The sequence below is a fragment of the Pasteurella sp. XG20 genome (assembly GCF_018968665.1).
GTDB classification, from domain to species: Bacteria; Pseudomonadota; Gammaproteobacteria; order Enterobacterales; family Pasteurellaceae; genus Pasteurella; species Pasteurella multocida.
In genome coordinates this window covers 1,680,681-1,696,186 of the sequence record NZ_CP076656.1, presented here as the reverse complement: position 1 = coordinate 1,696,186, position 15,506 = coordinate 1,680,681, and the positions used below count along the sequence as shown (strand labels likewise).

At 40.5% G+C, this 15,506-nt stretch carries 16 protein-coding genes; 10 read left to right on the top strand and 6 right to left on the bottom strand.

Annotation, left to right across the window (positions count from 1 at the left end; all coding sequences use genetic code 11):
- Window positions 1-235 precede the first annotated feature (235 nt).
- From gorA to pdxS, 4 genes are all read right to left on the bottom strand, one after another.
- Complete coding sequence (gene gorA, locus KPF51_RS07860) at window positions 236-1,591, bottom strand: glutathione-disulfide reductase (protein ID WP_061406399.1); 1,356 nt, start codon at window positions 1,589-1,591, stop codon at window positions 236-238.
- Window positions 1,592-1,687: 96 nt separating this feature from the next.
- Window positions 1,688-2,533 (bottom strand): 23S rRNA (adenine(2030)-N(6))-methyltransferase RlmJ, encoded by an 846-nt coding sequence (locus KPF51_RS07855; protein WP_005723717.1) that lies wholly within the window; start codon window positions 2,531-2,533, stop codon window positions 1,688-1,690.
- Window positions 2,534-2,693: 160 nt separating this feature from the next.
- Window positions 2,694-3,275: a pyridoxal 5'-phosphate synthase glutaminase subunit PdxT gene (gene pdxT, locus KPF51_RS07850; protein ID WP_005717651.1), complete on the bottom strand. Its 582-nt coding sequence runs from the start codon at window positions 3,273-3,275 to the stop codon at window positions 2,694-2,696.
- Window positions 3,276-3,277: 2 nt separating this feature from the next.
- Window positions 3,278-4,165: a pyridoxal 5'-phosphate synthase lyase subunit PdxS gene (gene pdxS, locus KPF51_RS07845; protein ID WP_005717649.1), complete on the bottom strand. Its 888-nt coding sequence runs from the start codon at window positions 4,163-4,165 to the stop codon at window positions 3,278-3,280.
- A gap of 110 nt (window positions 4,166-4,275) precedes the next feature.
- On the opposite strand from pdxS, the gene KPF51_RS07840 reads away from it, so the two are divergent.
- On the top strand, window positions 4,276-5,688 hold the full coding sequence (locus KPF51_RS07840; RefSeq protein ID WP_211599566.1) for a PLP-dependent aminotransferase family protein: 1,413 nt from the start codon (window positions 4,276-4,278) through the stop codon (window positions 5,686-5,688).
- A gap of 31 nt (window positions 5,689-5,719) precedes the next feature.
- Here KPF51_RS07840 and KPF51_RS07835 read toward each other — a convergent pair whose 3' ends face one another.
- Window positions 5,720-8,281, bottom strand: a complete 2,562-nt coding sequence (locus KPF51_RS07835; RefSeq protein WP_061406401.1) for a penicillin-binding protein 1A — start codon at window positions 8,279-8,281, stop codon at window positions 5,720-5,722.
- Between the two features lie 135 nt (window positions 8,282-8,416).
- On the opposite strand from KPF51_RS07835, the gene KPF51_RS07830 reads away from it, so the two are divergent.
- From KPF51_RS07830 to KPF51_RS07795, 8 genes are all read left to right on the top strand, one after another.
- Window positions 8,417-9,190, top strand: a complete 774-nt coding sequence (locus tag KPF51_RS07830) for a pilus assembly protein PilM (protein ID WP_061406402.1) — start codon at window positions 8,417-8,419, stop codon at window positions 9,188-9,190.
- A gap of 39 nt (window positions 9,191-9,229) precedes the next feature.
- Window positions 9,230-9,745: a competence protein ComB gene (locus tag KPF51_RS07825; protein WP_064972571.1), complete on the top strand. Its 516-nt coding sequence runs from the start codon at window positions 9,230-9,232 to the stop codon at window positions 9,743-9,745.
- A complete protein-coding gene (locus KPF51_RS07820; protein ID WP_061406403.1) occupies window positions 9,745-10,269 on the top strand; it encodes a hypothetical protein in 525 nt (174 codons plus the stop codon). The genes KPF51_RS07825 and KPF51_RS07820 overlap by 1 nt, the downstream gene beginning before the upstream one ends.
- Window positions 10,270-10,271: 2 nt before the next feature.
- Window positions 10,272-10,634 carry a pilus assembly protein PilP gene (locus tag KPF51_RS07815; RefSeq protein WP_014668625.1) on the top strand — a complete coding sequence of 121 codons (363 nt, stop codon included), beginning with the start codon at window positions 10,272-10,274 and terminating at the stop codon, window positions 10,632-10,634.
- Window positions 10,635-10,643: 9 nt separating this feature from the next.
- A complete protein-coding gene (gene pilQ / locus KPF51_RS07810) occupies window positions 10,644-11,978 on the top strand; it encodes a type IV pilus secretin PilQ (RefSeq protein ID WP_061406404.1) in 1,335 nt (444 codons plus the stop codon).
- A gap of 182 nt (window positions 11,979-12,160) precedes the next feature.
- On the top strand, window positions 12,161-12,688 hold the full coding sequence (gene aroK / locus KPF51_RS07805; RefSeq protein WP_005717623.1) for a shikimate kinase AroK: 528 nt from the start codon (window positions 12,161-12,163) through the stop codon (window positions 12,686-12,688).
- A 16-nt stretch (window positions 12,689-12,704) separates the two neighbouring features.
- The gene (aroB, locus tag KPF51_RS07800; RefSeq protein WP_061406405.1) at window positions 12,705-13,793 is read left to right on the top strand and encodes a 3-dehydroquinate synthase; all 1,089 of its coding nucleotides are present in this window, start codon (window positions 12,705-12,707) and stop codon (window positions 13,791-13,793) included.
- Between the two features lie 3 nt (window positions 13,794-13,796).
- Window positions 13,797-14,702: a Dam family site-specific DNA-(adenine-N6)-methyltransferase gene (locus KPF51_RS07795; RefSeq protein WP_005723696.1), complete on the top strand. Its 906-nt coding sequence runs from the start codon at window positions 13,797-13,799 to the stop codon at window positions 14,700-14,702.
- 47 nt (window positions 14,703-14,749) lie between these two features.
- Here the strand turns inward: KPF51_RS07795 and KPF51_RS07790 are convergent, their stop codons facing one another.
- Window positions 14,750-15,055, bottom strand: a complete 306-nt coding sequence (locus KPF51_RS07790; RefSeq protein WP_005723691.1) for a DUF721 domain-containing protein — start codon at window positions 15,053-15,055, stop codon at window positions 14,750-14,752.
- Window positions 15,056-15,147: 92 nt separating this feature from the next.
- Here KPF51_RS07790 and secM point away from each other — a divergent pair, with 92 nt between their 5' ends.
- Window positions 15,148-15,459, top strand: a complete 312-nt coding sequence (gene secM, locus KPF51_RS07785; protein WP_005723689.1) for a secA translation cis-regulator SecM — start codon at window positions 15,148-15,150, stop codon at window positions 15,457-15,459.
- The last annotated feature ends 47 nt before the right edge of the window (window positions 15,460-15,506 follow it).

The window sequence follows — 15,506 nt, the reverse complement described above, 5'->3', positions numbered from 1 at the left end:
TCTGTAATCAGGAAAGATCGTTAGGTAGTAATATAGAATTAAAACATTTGTTATTTCTGTATGTTTTGGTAACTAATTTAGCAAAATTATTTTAAAATGAGAAATACTTCTTTTATTTCGAGTGATGTGAAGATTAGACATATTGATATATTAGTATACTTGACCTAAAAAGGTCAGATATATATCTGACCTATAGTATTTTTTATGGTAACTCTAGTGTAGAGAATTTATAGGATTAACGCATCGTCACAAATTCTTCTGACCCTGTTGGGTGAATTGCCACGGTATTATCGAAATCTGCTTTAGTGGCGCCCATTTTGATTGCCACAGCAAAACCTTGGATCATTTCATCGACACCAAAACCGATACCATGCAAGCCGACGATTTTCTCTTCTTTGCCCACACAAACTAATTTCATGCGACAAGGCTGACGGTGTTGCGTCACGGCACTGTACATTGGCGTGAAAGAGGATTTATACACTTTCACATTTTCTTCACCGTATTGCTCAATCGCTTTGGGTTCAGTTAAACCAATGGTGCCGATAGGAGGGTGGCTGAATACTACGGTTGGCACCAGATTGTAATCTAAATGCTCATTGGGCTTGTTGTTAAATAAACGCTCAGATAAACGACGTCCAGCAGCCACAGCAACTGGAGTGAGTTCAATTCCCCCTTCAATAATGTCACCCACCGCATAGATACCTTCCACATTAGTGTTTTGGTATTTATCCACTTTAACAAAACCACGTGCGTTGGTTTCCACTCCGCTTGCTTCAAGGTTAATGGTATCGGTAGCTGGATGGCGACCGATTGCCCAGATCAAACAATCCACCTCTTGGCTACGTCCATCTTCGAGTTTAATCGTGAGTGAACCATCCGCATTTTTCACCACTTCTTGTGGGATCGCTCGAGTATGTAATTGAATGCCATCTTGCTGAATCACTTCTAATAGGGTATCTACGATTAAGGGATCGAAGTGACGCAATGGGGCGTGTTGACGCACAAATAAATGGGTTTTTACACCAAAGCTATTCATCACTCCAGCAAGTTCAACCGCAATGTAGCCGGCACCGACTACTGCAACCCGTTTTGGTAATTCGGATAAAGCAAAGACGCCATCTGAATCAATGCCATATTCTGCGCCAGGAATGGCAGGACGACTTGGGCGTCCACCAGTGGCAATCAGAATATGATCGGCGGTAATGTGTTCACCATTGACTTCAACGGTATTGGCATTCACAAATTTTGCAAAGCCTTGAATAACATCCACATTATTTTTGGCTAACACGTTGTGATAAGAGGTGTGAATGCGGCTAATATAGGCTTGACGACTTTCTACCAGTTTGGCGAAATCAAATTTATTCACTTGCAGATCAAAACCATAATCTGGCGCATACTGATGAATGGCTTCGGCAATTTGTGCGCCATACCACATGACTTTTTTTGGTACACACCCGACATTCACACAGGTGCCACCTAACGCTTTTGCTTCAATAATGGCACATTTCTTGCCGTAGCTTGCTGCACGGTTAATAGAAGCAATTCCGCCACTGCCACCACCAATCGCCAGATAATCATAATGTTTTGTCATTGTCTTGTTCCTTTTCATTCAGGGGAGGATGATAAAAATCTGTACTCTTTTCCAACGCTACCTATCAAATACACGTTTTATGTTGTCGCTTTTATTTTACTCTGGGGTAACCCATTTTACTGTCCAGCTTCCCGTTCCTTCTGGAACCAGGACATTAGTTAAATAAGGTAGGATGTTTTGCATTTGCTGTGTTAATGTCCAAGGTGGATTGATCACAATCATTCCACTTGCCGTCATGCCACGTTGATCACTGTCTGGACGTACGGCAAGTTCAATTTGTAAGATCTTACGGATCCCAGTCTTTTCCAATCCTTTAAGGATACGTTTTGTTTGTTGACGCAGCACCACAGGGTACCAAATGGCATAAATGCCAGTGGCAAAACGTTTGTAGCCTTCTTCAATCGCATTGACCACCAAGTCATAATCCTCTTTCAATTCATAAGGGGGATCGATAAGCACCAAGCCACGTCGCTCTTTGGGAGGTAAGGTCGCTTTCAGTTGTTGAAAACCGTTATCGCGTTTCGTGGTGACATTGTCAAATTCTTTAAAATTATTCCGTAAGAGTGGGTAATCGCTAGGGTGCAACTCTGTGAGTAAAGCACGATCTTGTGGACGTAACATCTTAGCCGCAATCAGCGGAGAACCCGCGTAATAACGTAATGCTTTGCCGCCATAATTGACTTGTTTAATTAATTTGATATAGCGAGCCACTTCCTCAGGTAGATCATCGCGTTGCCAAAGGCGAGCAATGCCTTGTTCAAATTCTGCGGTTTTTTCCGCCTCTTCACTAAATAAACGATAGCGTCCAACGCCGGCATGAGTATCTAAATAGTAAAAGCCTTTTTCTTTTTGTTGAAGATTTTCGATAATTAGCATTAAAACAAGGTGTTTTAACACATCAGCATGGTTGCCCGCATGGAAACTGTGACGATAACTCAGCATAATAGCGCCTTTCAAATACAAGTAAGTAAATCGGTATTATAAAGATTTTTTCATGAAGCGCTATTAAAGTTGTGAAACATGCAAGATGAGATGAAAAAGTGCGGTCAAATTATGAGATTTTTTAAAAGAGGATGTGCGAGTGCTCACATCCTCAAACAGACTAACACATTTCTAAAAAGTGTTGCATGACGCGCAGATCTGTCGTCAGTTCTGGGTGAAAGGCACAAGCCAACAAATTTTGTTGTTTCGCGAGGACAACATGCCCCTGAAAAGTCGCTAGACATTGCACTTTTTCATGATTGACTTGAGCAATATGTGGTGCACGGATAAAAACTGCAGGAAACGTTGTAGCAAAGCCTTCAATTTCAAGGGCGGTTTGAAAGCTATCCACTTGTCGCCCAAAGGCGTTGCGTTGCACACAGATGTCCATTAAACCTAAATGCACCGTAGGATCATTTTCTAATTGCTTTGCGAGTAAAATCATGCCGGCACAGGTGCCGAAAATACCTTTACCTTGTTTGGCAACATCTTGAATTGCCTCAATAAACCCATATTGACGCATTAATCTGCCAATGGTCGTGCTTTCACCGCCCGGGAGCACTAAACCATCAAGTGCGGTCAATTCTGAGACGGTTTTGATTGCACTGGCGTTGGCACCAAGTTGTTCAATTTGGCGCAAATGTTCGCTTACTGCTCCCTGCAGAGCTAACACGCCAATGTGTAAATGTGAATAGTCTTTCATACTTACCAGCCACGCTCTTGCATTCTTTCATGTTGTTGCAGGCGGGAAATCTCAATGCCTTTCATCGGTTCGCCTAATTCTTCCGATAAACGGGCGATCAAATCATAATCTTGATAATGAGTGGTCGCCTGTACAATGGCTTTGGCGAATTTTTCAGGATGTTCAGATTTAAAAATTCCTGAACCAACAAAGACGCCATCAGCACCTAATTCCATCATCAAAGCAGCATCGGCTGGCGTTGCCACCCCACCTGCGGCAAAATTTACTACCGGTAATTTACCTAATGCTTTGATTTGTAATAGTAATTCAAAAGGTGCGCCAAGATTTTTGGCCTCGGTCATGAGCTCATCGTGGTTCATGGCGACGACTTTGCGGATTTGTGCATTGACTTTACGCATATGACGTACCGCTTCCACAATATTACCTGTGCCCGGTTCACCTTTGGTGCGCAGCATTGAGGCACCTTCACCGATACGGCGTAATGCTTCGCCTAAATCACGGCAACCACATACGAACGGCACAGTAAATTCACGTTTTAACAGATGAAATTCATCGTCAGCAGGAGTTAATACTTCGCTCTCGTCAATGTAATCGACACCCATTGCCTCTAACACGCGGGCTTCGGTGATATGCCCAATTCGAGCTTTCGCCATGACTGGAATTGATACCGCATTCATCACCTCTTTGACAATTTTCGGATTTGCCATGCGTGCGACACCACCCGCCGCGCGAATATCAGAAGGCACTCGCTCTAACGCCATGACAGCAACCGCACCAGCCGCTTCGGCAATGCGTGCTTGTTCGGCATTCACCACATCCATAATCACACCGCCTTTTTGCATTTGTGCCATACCTCTTTTGACGGTATCAGAACCTAAAATCGTATTCATATTTTGTCTCCTTTTATCATGTATTGTTGTGTATAAACTGCTGCTATTTTTGCGCTTATTTAGGTATGATTAAAAGTGTCAAAAAAGAGAAATTTAATGAGGTCAGAGTGATGCGTAAATTGAATTATCAGCTTGATAAGGGGAAAAAAGAGCCCTTGTATTTACAACTTTATCAACAGCTCCGTGATTTAATTTATACACAGCAGCTTGCATTTGAAGAGCAATTACCTTCAAAAAGAGCCTTATGTGATTATTTGCAGATCAGTCAAAATACTGTGGAAGCTGCCTATGCGCAGCTACTCGCAGAAGGTTATATTGAATCCATTGCACGACGTGGTTTTTTTGTGTGCTTTCAACCTTCTTTGTTTTTTTCAGCACCAAAGCAAACACAACCCCATACTGTAGCACCTCGCCATAGTACGATAGCCTTTGACTTTAATCCCCACTATATTGATAGTAAACATTTTCCGTTAAAAAACTGGCGTAAGGCGGGTAAAGCGTTATTCCAAGCACGCCATTCAAGCTTATTAGGTCTTGGTGATAAACAAGGGGAGAGTAACCTTAGACAGCAGATTTGCGATTACCTTTTTTCATCGCGCGGTGTGAAATGTCATATTGATCAAATTATCATTTGTGGTGGTTTGGAAAACGCGATTCAGCAACTGATGTTGTTGTTTACGCACCTTTATCAAACGCCTGTTGTGCACTATGGTATGGAATTTTATGGTTATCAGACTTTAGAAAAGCTATTAACATTAGCCCACCAGAAAGTGATCAAGTTGCCTCTGAATGCAGATGACCAACAGCTTGATCTTGATTTTTTAGCGCAAAGTTCAGTGAATATTGCGTGTGTAACGCCGTCGCATTTGTATCCCTTTGGTCATGTGCTTTCTATTACACAACGTCAACAATTACTAGCTTGGGCAAAAGCACAGCCACAGCGTTACATTATTGAAGATGATTATGACAGTGAATTTCGTTACCAAGGTAAACCAATCCCTGCGTTACAGAGTTTAGATAAGAATGACAGTGTGATTTATCTAGGTTCTTTTTCGAAGTTATTGATGCCTTCTTTGCGGGTTTCGTTTATGGTACTGCCCACGTCATTACTGGCAGCATATCAACAACATTGTGGGTTTATTAATTGTGCGGTTTCTCGCTTTGAACAGCAGCGTTTGGCTTATTTTATGCAGCAAGGTGAATTTGAAAAACACATTAATCGTATGCGTAAAATATATCGACGAAAAATGGCACTGCTGTGTAGTTTGCTTGCACCTTATGCAACTCAAATAAGATACTATGGTGAACATTCGGGATTTTATTTACTGATTGAACTTATTGCGGAGTCAAGAAGTTTGGACACCTTAACACAATTGGCTTATGACAAGGGGGTTAAAGTGTATCCCGTAGATTGTGCGGCGCGTAGGTTATTTTCTTTAGGCTTTGGCGATTTAAGCGAAACACAATTAGTGGAAGGCGTCAGCTGTTTATTGAATGCGTGGTTTGCACAAGACGCTATTTGAAAGAAATAACGTCTTAAAAGTGCGGTCTGTTTTAGAAAAGTTCTTCCCGTTCTTGGATTGGGGAATTTTCGTTTATCTCATCAGATGGGATGTAGTAGCCTTGTTCTTCTACATAACTCCGTTTAGGTTCTGTACCATTGATAAAATATTCTATTCGTCCACCAGACTCCGTGAGTAAGCCAGAACCCGTATCAATGCGTTTTTCAATAATATTGGGTGGTGGACTCAATTTACGTTCTGGAATATTTTCTAAGCTTACTTGCATATAGGCTTGCCACGCAGGTAAAGCCGTTTTTGCCCCTGCTTCACCGCGCCCTAAATTGCGCTTATTGTCGTCGAAGCCAACATACACAGCGGTGGTTAAATGTGCGCCAAAGCCAGCGTACCAAGCAACTTTCGAATTATTCGTAGTACCGGTTTTTCCACCGATATCTTGACGTTTAAAGGCTTTAGATAAGCGCCAGCTAGTCCCCACCCAGCTTTTACCCGGCTCGCCATAAATAGCGGAGGTTAAAGCACTGCGAACTAAAAAGGCCAATTCACCGCTAATCACGCGTGGTGCATATTGGGTTTCCGCATTATCTGTTTTAGCCGCAGCCATAAAGCTAAGATTATTTTCATCTAATTGTGTTTGTGCCGTTGGTTGAAGTTCTGGCAAGTCAGGGATCAAATCACCGACATCGTTTTCTTCTTCCCCATTGATATTGGTATCGAAATTCTCTGTTAAGCTTAAGTCGTAGTTTTTAAATGCATCCAGTTTTTCAGTTTCACCATAGAGCACAGGAATATCATGACAGCTAATACAGGCAATTTTCGGATTGGCTAAGAAAATCTCTTTGCCCGTATTGTCTAAAATACGATTAATAATAAAGGGATCAACTAAGAAACCGCCATTGTCAAAGACCGCGTAGCCTCTTGCCATTTCAAGTGGAGTAAAAGAGGCTGCACCTAAGGCAAGGGCTTCACTGGCTAAGTATTGATCGCGTTTAAAACCAAAGCGTTGTAAGAATTCTGCTGTAAAATCAATGCCCGCCATTTGCATCGCACGAATCGCAATCATATTTTTTGATAATCCTAAGCCAACCCGCAAGCGCATTGGTCCATCAAATCGATTTGGTGAGTTTTTTGGCTGCCAAGGTTTTTGTCCTGCTTTTTGTATGACAAGAGGCGAGTCTTGTAAGACGCTTGAAAGTGTTAACCCTTTTTCTAATGCGGCCGCATAAATAAATGGCTTAATTGAAGAGCCCACTTGGACTAAAGATTGTGTAGCACGGTTAAATTTGCTTTGTTCGAAACTAAATCCACCAACTAAGGCTTCAATTGCACCATTATCACTATTTAAGGATACTAAGGCAGAGTTGACTTCCGGCACTTGAGCCAGAATCCATTCCCCTTTCTCTTTTTGACGAATCCAAATTTGTTCGCCTACTTTTGGTGTTTTTTTACCCGCCCAACGCATAGCATTGTGTGATAAAGTCATGCGTTCACCTGAGGCTAGAAGAAGTTCTGCTCCGGTTTTGCTGATATTCATGACGGCAGCCGGTAAGAGCGGTTCAGAATGTGGTAATTTTTTTAAGAAACCTATGATACGATCATTGTCCCACACCGTTTCGTCTTTTTGCCAAAGTGGCGCACCGCCACGATAACCATGGCGCATATCGTAATCAATTAAGTTATTACGTAAGGCTTTTTGCGCTTCAGCCTGATCCTTCGAAAGCACCGTAGTATAAACTTTAAAACCGCTAGTGTAGGCTTTTTCTTCACCAAAACGTCTGACCATTTCTTGACGTGCCATTTCAGTGACATAGTCTGCACGGAAATCAATTTGTGCACCATGGTAGCGCGCGACGATAGGTTCTTTGATTGCCGCGTCATATTCTTCTTGTGTGATGTATTTAGTGGTTAACATCCGTCCTAAGACAATATTACGGCGTTCTTGCGCCCGTTTTAATGAATAAATCGGGTTCATTGTGGAAGGTGCTTTAGGTAAGCCAGCGATAATCGCAATTTCGGACAAGCTTAGTTGATCGAGCTCTTTGCCAAAATAGGTTTTGGCTGCAGCGGCAACGCCATAAGAACGATAGCCTAAATAAATTTTGTTCAGATAGAGTTCTAAAATCTCATTTTTACTTAGTGTATTTTCGATATCAATGGCTAAAACGGCTTCTTTAGCTTTGCGTTCAAGCGATTTTTCAGGGGTTAAGAAAAAATTTCGTGCTAATTGTTGAGTAATTGTACTGGCACCTTGTGAAACGCCTTTCTTCGTAACCGCGACCATAATAGCACGCGCAATGCCAATAGGATCGAGCCCATGATGTTCATAGAAACGGTTATCTTCTGTTGCTAAAACAGCATGAATCAGTTGTTTTGGAATTTTATCCAGTGGCACTGGAATCCGACGTTGTTCTCCCACTTCGCCAATCAGTTTGCCATCAGCCGTATAAATTTGCATTGGCTGTTGTAATTCGACTGTTTTTAGGCTTTCTACATCCGGTAAGTCCGCCTTTAAATAAACATAGATCGCACCTAGCGCGAGACAGCCTAGTACGATGAGCGTGAGCAGGGTACTGAGTATTAGTTTTGCGATCCGCATCGGGAAATTCTCTTTAGTTTAATGTTTGTTTATTCAAAACTCGAAAAAATTGTACACAGTATAAAGACAACAAGACTAAATCCAAAGCTAAAAGTGCAGTAAAAATGTAAATACTCAGTAAAGAAGTACAGAAAAATGATTAAATTATCATCAGATTTTATTCAAATTGGTCTATGGCAAACACAAGAAAAACTCGAGTTGGTTTGGTTAGATGAGCAACGTCAACCGCACGTCTTATTTTGTGCGCTTCCTCACCTTTCCACGCTTGATCAATGCGTTAGAGCGAATTTAGCTCAGCATAAACTTCAGCGACGAAAACACTATTTTGTGGCAGCGATCTCACCCCACCAGATTTGGAGTAAAACAATTTTATTTCCTCATCCTCTTTCGGAAAGCGAATGTGAAGCACAATGTGGTTTATTGTTAACGCAAGAATTACCAATTGCTTTATCTCAGCTATGGTTTGATTATTGCGCAGAACAACGACAACAAGGCTTTAGACTCACAGTTTTTGCTTTGCAACGTAGTATCGCTGAACAGTATTTAGCCCCTTTATCTCATGTGGATGTTCGTGTGTTGGATAACGTTGTGTATGCCTTATTGCGTGCGTTTCAATTTCTATTACCAGATACAAACTATTTAAAAACATTACTACTGTATCAAGATACACAAGGTTGTATCGCAATGCAAAAAAGAGACCATCAAGTCGTGTATATACAACAGGCGATGGCAGATTTGAATAGCACTTATACACAATTTTGCCAACGCTATCCGACAGAGATCGAGTCTGTGGTTGTGTATCAAACAGAAAGAATAAGCGCGCTACTTCCAACAGACTGGACGATGTTACAAACAGAAGTCCCTTTGATCGCACTAGGGAATGCTTTATGGCATGGAAAAAGTGATTAATTCAGGTTGAGATTTATTACATGGAGTGAAAACAAACACATGAAACACACAATCAATTTGTTGCCTTGGCGAGAAAAAAGAACAAAACAGCGTATCAAGACAGCTAGCGCACAATTCGCAATACTCATTTTGTTGAGTAGTTTTGGTTATTTTTATTGTTTTGAGCAAACCGCATTATTCAAGCAGCAGATTTCAATACAGCAAAACATCCAAGCACAAATGCATACTGAGCAACAGACAGTGAGTCAACAGATTCAACGTTTAAAACAACAGATTGTTTTATCTGATACGGTATGGTTAGCACCGCCTGACTTTTTAGCTTTATTAGCCTGTTTATCAGTCTTCCCCTTAGGTAAAGGTGAATTGACTTACCTACATTTAGATAACGAGGTTTTGACCGTACGAGGGCAAGTTGAAAAACAGCAAGAGTTTGAGCAAGTACACCAATATTTCTTAGCACAACCTCTTTTTACAAACGTGGTATTAGCGGAAATGAAGTCAGAATTAGAGCATATTGTTTTTGAAATAGCATTAACGATAAAAAAGGCACAATGATGTTGAGTAAAGTATTACAGGCAAAATTAGATCGTTGGTTTAGGTTTTCGCTCTTTCAACAAATAGGGTTATTTTTCGTGGTGTTCGGTCTATTGCTGATGTTTCCGCTTTCAAATTATTGGCAAGTACGACAAACGTTAAATCAATTCGTGTTAGAAGAGAAGGCGCAAAAGCAGGCATTGCAACATCAAAAACACATTTTAGCCAGTTTAGAGCGAAATAATCTGCGCCAGCTAATGCCCCTCGATGTTACACATCGACTTACAGAAATTAATCAATTTCTTGAAGTCCAACTTGCTCATTTGCCTGAGCAAGCGACTCAATGGACATTTCAACCCTTTCCTCAGTTAGTGTTGCATTTTAAGAGTGATTTTGAACAATGTCAGGCTTTTTTCACGCAATTGTTAACACAATATCCACAATTATTCTTACTTTCATTACAAATCATGAAAAATGAAGAGGGTGAAGAAAGCACAATTCAAACTGAGGTTTCCTTTCAATTACAGTTAAAACAGGATAGTTAACGATGAACATCAAGATCATCTTTCTTTTATGTGGACTTAGCTTCACGGTCTGTGCTGATCCTTTTGATAAAAATAAAAGAGAGCAGCATGCGTCTAAGGCTTCAGTTTGTCATACCGTGGCGACGACAGTCTTTGCGCAATATCCTTTGTCGGCATTGAAGTTAATTGGTGTGTTACAACAAAACAATGTATGGCAAGCCTTCTTTATGGATGATAAAGCCCAGATCGAAATGGTTACTGTAGGACAGTTTTTAACCGCCGAAGCCTTGAAAGTCAAACAGATAAGTCAATTTGGCGTTGAGTTATCTTATTGGAAGAATAAGCAAACTTGCACGGATGAAGGGATACTATCACTCAAATTTTAAGGAAAGATTATGTGGCGAGCATTCAGAAAAATATCTTTTGTGTACTTTTTATGTGGGGTTGCTTATGTTGGAAGTAGTCAAGCACAAGACGCAGAACATTTTTATTTACGTTTAAAACAAGCGCCTTTAGTTGAAATGTTACAGTATTTAGCATTGCAACAACATCAGGATTTGTTAATCGATGATCATTTAGAGGGCACATTATCATTACAGATGAAAAAGACAACCTTTGAGAAATGTTTACAGTCGATTGCAAGAATGAAACAACTTGAGTTACATCAAGAAGGAAAATCCTATTATTTAACTTCCCCTTCAGGTGTTGCAGCAAACGATACTCATCATCCTACGTCATTGATGACATCTTCAATAAAATTGCATTTTGCCAAAGCTGCAGAGGTGGTGAAATCTTTAACTTCAGGGCAGGGAAGTTTACTTTCTGTCGGGGGGAGTTTGAGTTTTGATGAGCGGACTAATTTACTGCTGATTCAGGATGAACCGCAATCAATACAGCGTATTAAAGCATTAGTAGCAGAAATGGATAAACCCATTGAACAAATTGCGATCGAAGCTAGGATTGTGACGATGACAGACGAAAGTTTGCAGGAACTTGGTGTAAGATGGGGGCTATTTCAAGCAACAGAACAGGCACATACTATTGCGGGGAGTTTAGCCGCGAACGGCTTTTCGAATATAGAAAACCAATTAAATGTGAATTTCTCGACCAATAGTGCACCTGTTGGTTCCATCGCCTTACAGTTGGCGAAAATAAATGGTCGATTATTAGACTTGGAATTAACTGCCTTGGAGCGAGAAAAGCATATTGAGATTATTGCGAGTCCTCGTTTATTAACAACGAATAAAAAAAGTGCCAGTATCAAACAAGGGACAGAAATTCCTTATGTGATGAAACGGGGAAAAGATAAAAGCGAATCGGTGGAATTTCGAGAAGCTGTATTAGGTTTAGATGTGACACCGCATATCTCAAAAGACAACACGATTTTATTAGATTTATTGATTACACAAAATACATTAGGTGCACCGGTAGTGTATGATAAAGGCGAAATTGTTTCGATCGATAAACAGGAAATCAATACTCAAGTCGTCGCTCAAGATGGTGAAACCATCGTTTTAGGTGGGGTGTTTCATGATACGATGACAAAGGGAGTCAATAAAGTACCATTACTAGGGGATTTGCCTTTGCTTAAACATGTGTTTAGCCAAAAAACTGAACGTCATCAAAAGCGGGAATTAGTGATTTTTGTCACTCCTCATATTATCAAACCTAGCCAAGGTTCGCCTGAACAAAAAACAACAAGAGTTAAAAAATCTGCAAAATCGAGGTGACTTTTGTTCATATTAAGTAAATATCAGAAATAAATAAGCATTGAGGTTGAAAAAGAGGGCAATTTATTGCGATAATCTCAATTATTTTTTGGGTGATCTTTCTGCGGCCGATAAGGGTCGCTTCTCTATTTTGTAAAAGATCATAATTATCAATGTATTAATGAAAAGAAGAAAAATTAGAGATGGCAGAAAAGCGTAATATTTTCTTAATTGGACCAATGGGCGCGGGTAAAAGTACGATTGGCCGCCAATTAGCACAGCTATTAAGTATGGACTTTGTGGATTCGGATAATGAAATTGAACAACGAGCGGGTGCTGATATTAGTTGGATTTTTGATGTTGAAGGTGAAGATGGTTTTCGTAAGCGTGAAGAACGCATTATTAATGAATTAACACAAAGACAAGGGATCGTGTTATCTACAGGTGGTGGCGCGGTGTTATCGAAAGAAAATCGTAATCACTTATCAGCACGGGGTATCGTGATTTATTTAGAAACGACGGTAGAGAAACAATATCAGCGTACACAGCGTGATAAAAAACGCCCTCTTTTGCAAGAGGTTGAGGATCCCCGTCAAGTCCTTGAGGATTTAGCAAAAATTCGTAATCCTTTGTATGAAGAAATTGCCGATATCACCTTACCTACTGATGAACAAAGCGCTAAGGTAATGGCAACGCAAATTGTCGATTTAATTGATAATCTTCACGGTTAGATAAGTAGGGTAAAGCATGTTGTGTGTAAATGTTGAGTTAAAAGAGCGCCGTTATCCAATTTATATTGGTTCGGGATTACTTTCGGATGAAAAATGCTATCCTTTAAAATCTGGCGACAAAGTCATGATTGTGACGAACCCAACGATTGCACAATATTATCTTTCTCAAGTGACAGACACCTTGGTGAAAAAAGGCTGTTTGGTTGAACATGTACTCTTATCAGATGGTGAACAATATAAAACACTAGACTCGTTAAATCTTATTTTTACAGCACTGTTGCAAGGAAATCATGGTAGAGATACGACGATTATTGCTCTCGGTGGTGGTGTGATCGGCGATGTTGCAGGTTATGCGGCGGCGAGTTATCAACGAGGTGTGCGTTTTATTCAAATTCCAACGACCTTATTAGCGCAAGTTGATTCGTCCGTAGGGGGAAAAACCGCGGTCAATCATGCGCTTGGTAAAAATATGATCGGTGCGTTCTATCAACCTTGTACGGTGATCATCGATACATTAACCTTAAACAGTTTACCAAAACGAGAAATCAATGCAGGCTTAGCTGAAGTGATTAAGTATGGCGCGATTTTAGATCTGCCGTTCTTTAGTTGGTTGGAACAAAATATTGATAGTCTAGTGGCACGAGATCCAGACAATTTACAAACCTGTATTGCACGTTGTTGTCAAATTAAGGCAGATGTTGTCGCGCGCGATGAAACGGAAAAAGGCGATCGCGCTTTATTAAATTTAGGGCATACATTTGGTCATGCGATTGAAACCCACTTAGGGTATGGGCATTGGTTACACGGTGAAGCGGTGGCGGTTGGGATGCTAATGGCTGCGGTACTTTCAGAAAAACTGGGGAATTTGACGAAGACTGATGTGGCACGTCTTGAAAGATTGCTAGCTCGAGCCAACTTACCGACAGTCTCACCAGATACTATGCAACCTGAAGATTATTTACCACATATGCTACGCGATAAAAAAGTGCTCGCTGGAAAATTGCGTCTCGTCTTATTAGCGTCTTTAGGTCAGGCTTATGTCGCAACAGATACCGATCCAGTGTTAGTGCTAGATGCTATTCGTTGTTGCACGCAGGTTAATTGATTCATGCCACCTCGTCGAAAATGCCCGGTTAAGCGCCCCGCTATTGTTGGTAAGAAAAAAGCAAAATTAATCCCTATTAAACACCGCCCCTTTTTGAAGTGGGCAGGTGGTAAATTTCGCCTGTCTGATGAAATCAATAAACTGTTGCCCAAAACGAATCAATGCTTAATTGAGCCCTTTGTTGGAGCGGGTGCGGTCTTTTTGAATACCAATTTTGAACGTTATATTTTGGCGGATATTAATCCAGACTTGATTAACCTGTTTAATTTTGTCAAAAACGACGTTGAGCATTATATTAATGCGAGCAAGCCACTTTTCTTCCACCCTGAAGCCAATACCAGTACTTTTTATTATGCAAAGCGTACACAGTTTAATCTTTCCAAAGATCCATTTGAACGATCAGTGATTTTTTTATACTTGAATCGTTTTGGTTTTAATGGACTTTGTCGCTACAATTCTAAAAATGAATTTAATGTGCCGTTTGGTACTTATAAAAGACATTACTTTCCAGAAAATGAGCTCCGTTATTTTGCGGAAAAAGCACAAAATGCAGAGTTTATTTGTGCGGATTTCCAACAAACCTTTTCTTTGGCTGATGAAAAATCGATTATTTATTGTGATCCACCTTATGCACCATTAATTCAGGACAGTAATTTTACCAGTTACGCTGGCAATGAATTCTCTTCACTGCACCAACAAATGCTTGCTGAGTTAGCTCGAAAAACAGCCGAAGAGCGCCAGATTTCGGTAGTAATTTCGAATCATGATACGCCGTTTACGCGACAGATTTACCAGAATGCTAAAATTAAAGCTCTGAAAGTACAGCGTTCAATTAGTCATCAATCGGCACGCCGGATTAAAGTGGCAGAATTAATTGCAGTATTCAAAGGAACACCTCTTGCTAAGTAATCAAGAAGGACGATCGCTTTGAGCAGGCTTTGATGTGAAAAGAGACGTTAGCAAAAGAGATTAGGCGTGATAGTGAATTTTATTTTTTTCACTTCAGGATAGTCTTGATGAATGCGTGCTAATATCGTTTTTTGTTCAAACAATAAAGCTTGCCGTACACTGGCATTGGCAACATCTAAATAAAGCGTATCCTGTTCTAAATTCGCGACGTTATACAAGCCTTGATATTGTTGAGGAATACGTTGTTGTAAATGCAAATTTAAGGCATTTAAAAACAGACCTTTTTTCATGATCTTCGCTAAACTGGAATTTTCTAACAGCTCGATAACGTTAACCGGTTTTTCATATCGCATGGGCTTGTTTTCTCACTTTTTACCTCAATATTTATGACATTGTAGCGAATTTCCGCTACAATACGAGAGATTTTTTTACAGTAGGCGAGATGATGGTTCTAACGAAAGGTAAGCATAATTTTTGGTCGCGATTACTCTTGAGTATGATTGCGATTTTTGCATTACCGCAGTCACAAGAATTGAGCACACCAACAGGCTTACCTCATGAGAATCATCGTTCATCTCAGCTGATTCAACAGCAAATTTCACATACGATTGCGATTGCGCAACATGTTCAACAACAGTCATATCATCTGATTGTTCCACCTCAAAATAAGCCTTATGTAAGGCAAAATCAGGCATTTTTTGCGTCAATCCTTACTTATTCACTGCCACCTATTCGTGCGGGTCCGATTAGCGTCTAACTTAACTCGTTGACTTATTTACTCTGTTTTGTATTGAACGGCAAAGC

Coding starts and splice junctions, on each gene's coding strand:
- aroK (WP_005717623.1), top strand. CDS start 12,161: ATGGCAGAAAAGCGTAATATTTTCTTAATTGGACCAATGGGCGCGGGT.
- secM (WP_005723689.1), top strand. CDS start 15,148: ATGGTTCTAACGAAAGGTAAGCATAATTTTTGGTCGCGATTACTCTTG.
- KPF51_RS07795 (WP_005723696.1), top strand. CDS start 13,797: ATGCCACCTCGTCGAAAATGCCCGGTTAAGCGCCCCGCTATTGTTGGT.
- KPF51_RS07815 (WP_014668625.1), top strand. CDS start 10,272: ATGAACATCAAGATCATCTTTCTTTTATGTGGACTTAGCTTCACGGTC.
- KPF51_RS07835 (WP_061406401.1), bottom strand. CDS start 8,281: ATGCGGATCGCAAAACTAATACTCAGTACCCTGCTCACGCTCATCGTA.
- pdxT (WP_005717651.1), bottom strand. CDS start 3,275: ATGAAAGACTATTCACATTTACACATTGGCGTGTTAGCTCTGCAGGGA.
- aroB (WP_061406405.1), top strand. CDS start 12,705: ATGTTGTGTGTAAATGTTGAGTTAAAAGAGCGCCGTTATCCAATTTAT.
- KPF51_RS07855 (WP_005723717.1), bottom strand. CDS start 2,533: ATGCTGAGTTATCGTCACAGTTTCCATGCGGGCAACCATGCTGATGTG.
- KPF51_RS07840 (WP_211599566.1), top strand. CDS start 4,276: ATGCGTAAATTGAATTATCAGCTTGATAAGGGGAAAAAAGAGCCCTTG.
- KPF51_RS07830 (WP_061406402.1), top strand. CDS start 8,417: ATGATTAAATTATCATCAGATTTTATTCAAATTGGTCTATGGCAAACA.
- KPF51_RS07820 (WP_061406403.1), top strand. CDS start 9,745: ATGTTGAGTAAAGTATTACAGGCAAAATTAGATCGTTGGTTTAGGTTT.
- pdxS (WP_005717649.1), bottom strand. CDS start 4,165: ATGAATACGATTTTAGGTTCTGATACCGTCAAAAGAGGTATGGCACAA.
- KPF51_RS07825 (WP_064972571.1), top strand. CDS start 9,230: ATGAAACACACAATCAATTTGTTGCCTTGGCGAGAAAAAAGAACAAAA.
- pilQ (WP_061406404.1), top strand. CDS start 10,644: ATGTGGCGAGCATTCAGAAAAATATCTTTTGTGTACTTTTTATGTGGG.
- gorA (WP_061406399.1), bottom strand. CDS start 1,591: ATGACAAAACATTATGATTATCTGGCGATTGGTGGTGGCAGTGGCGGA.
- KPF51_RS07790 (WP_005723691.1), bottom strand. CDS start 15,055: ATGCGATATGAAAAACCGGTTAACGTTATCGAGCTGTTAGAAAATTCC.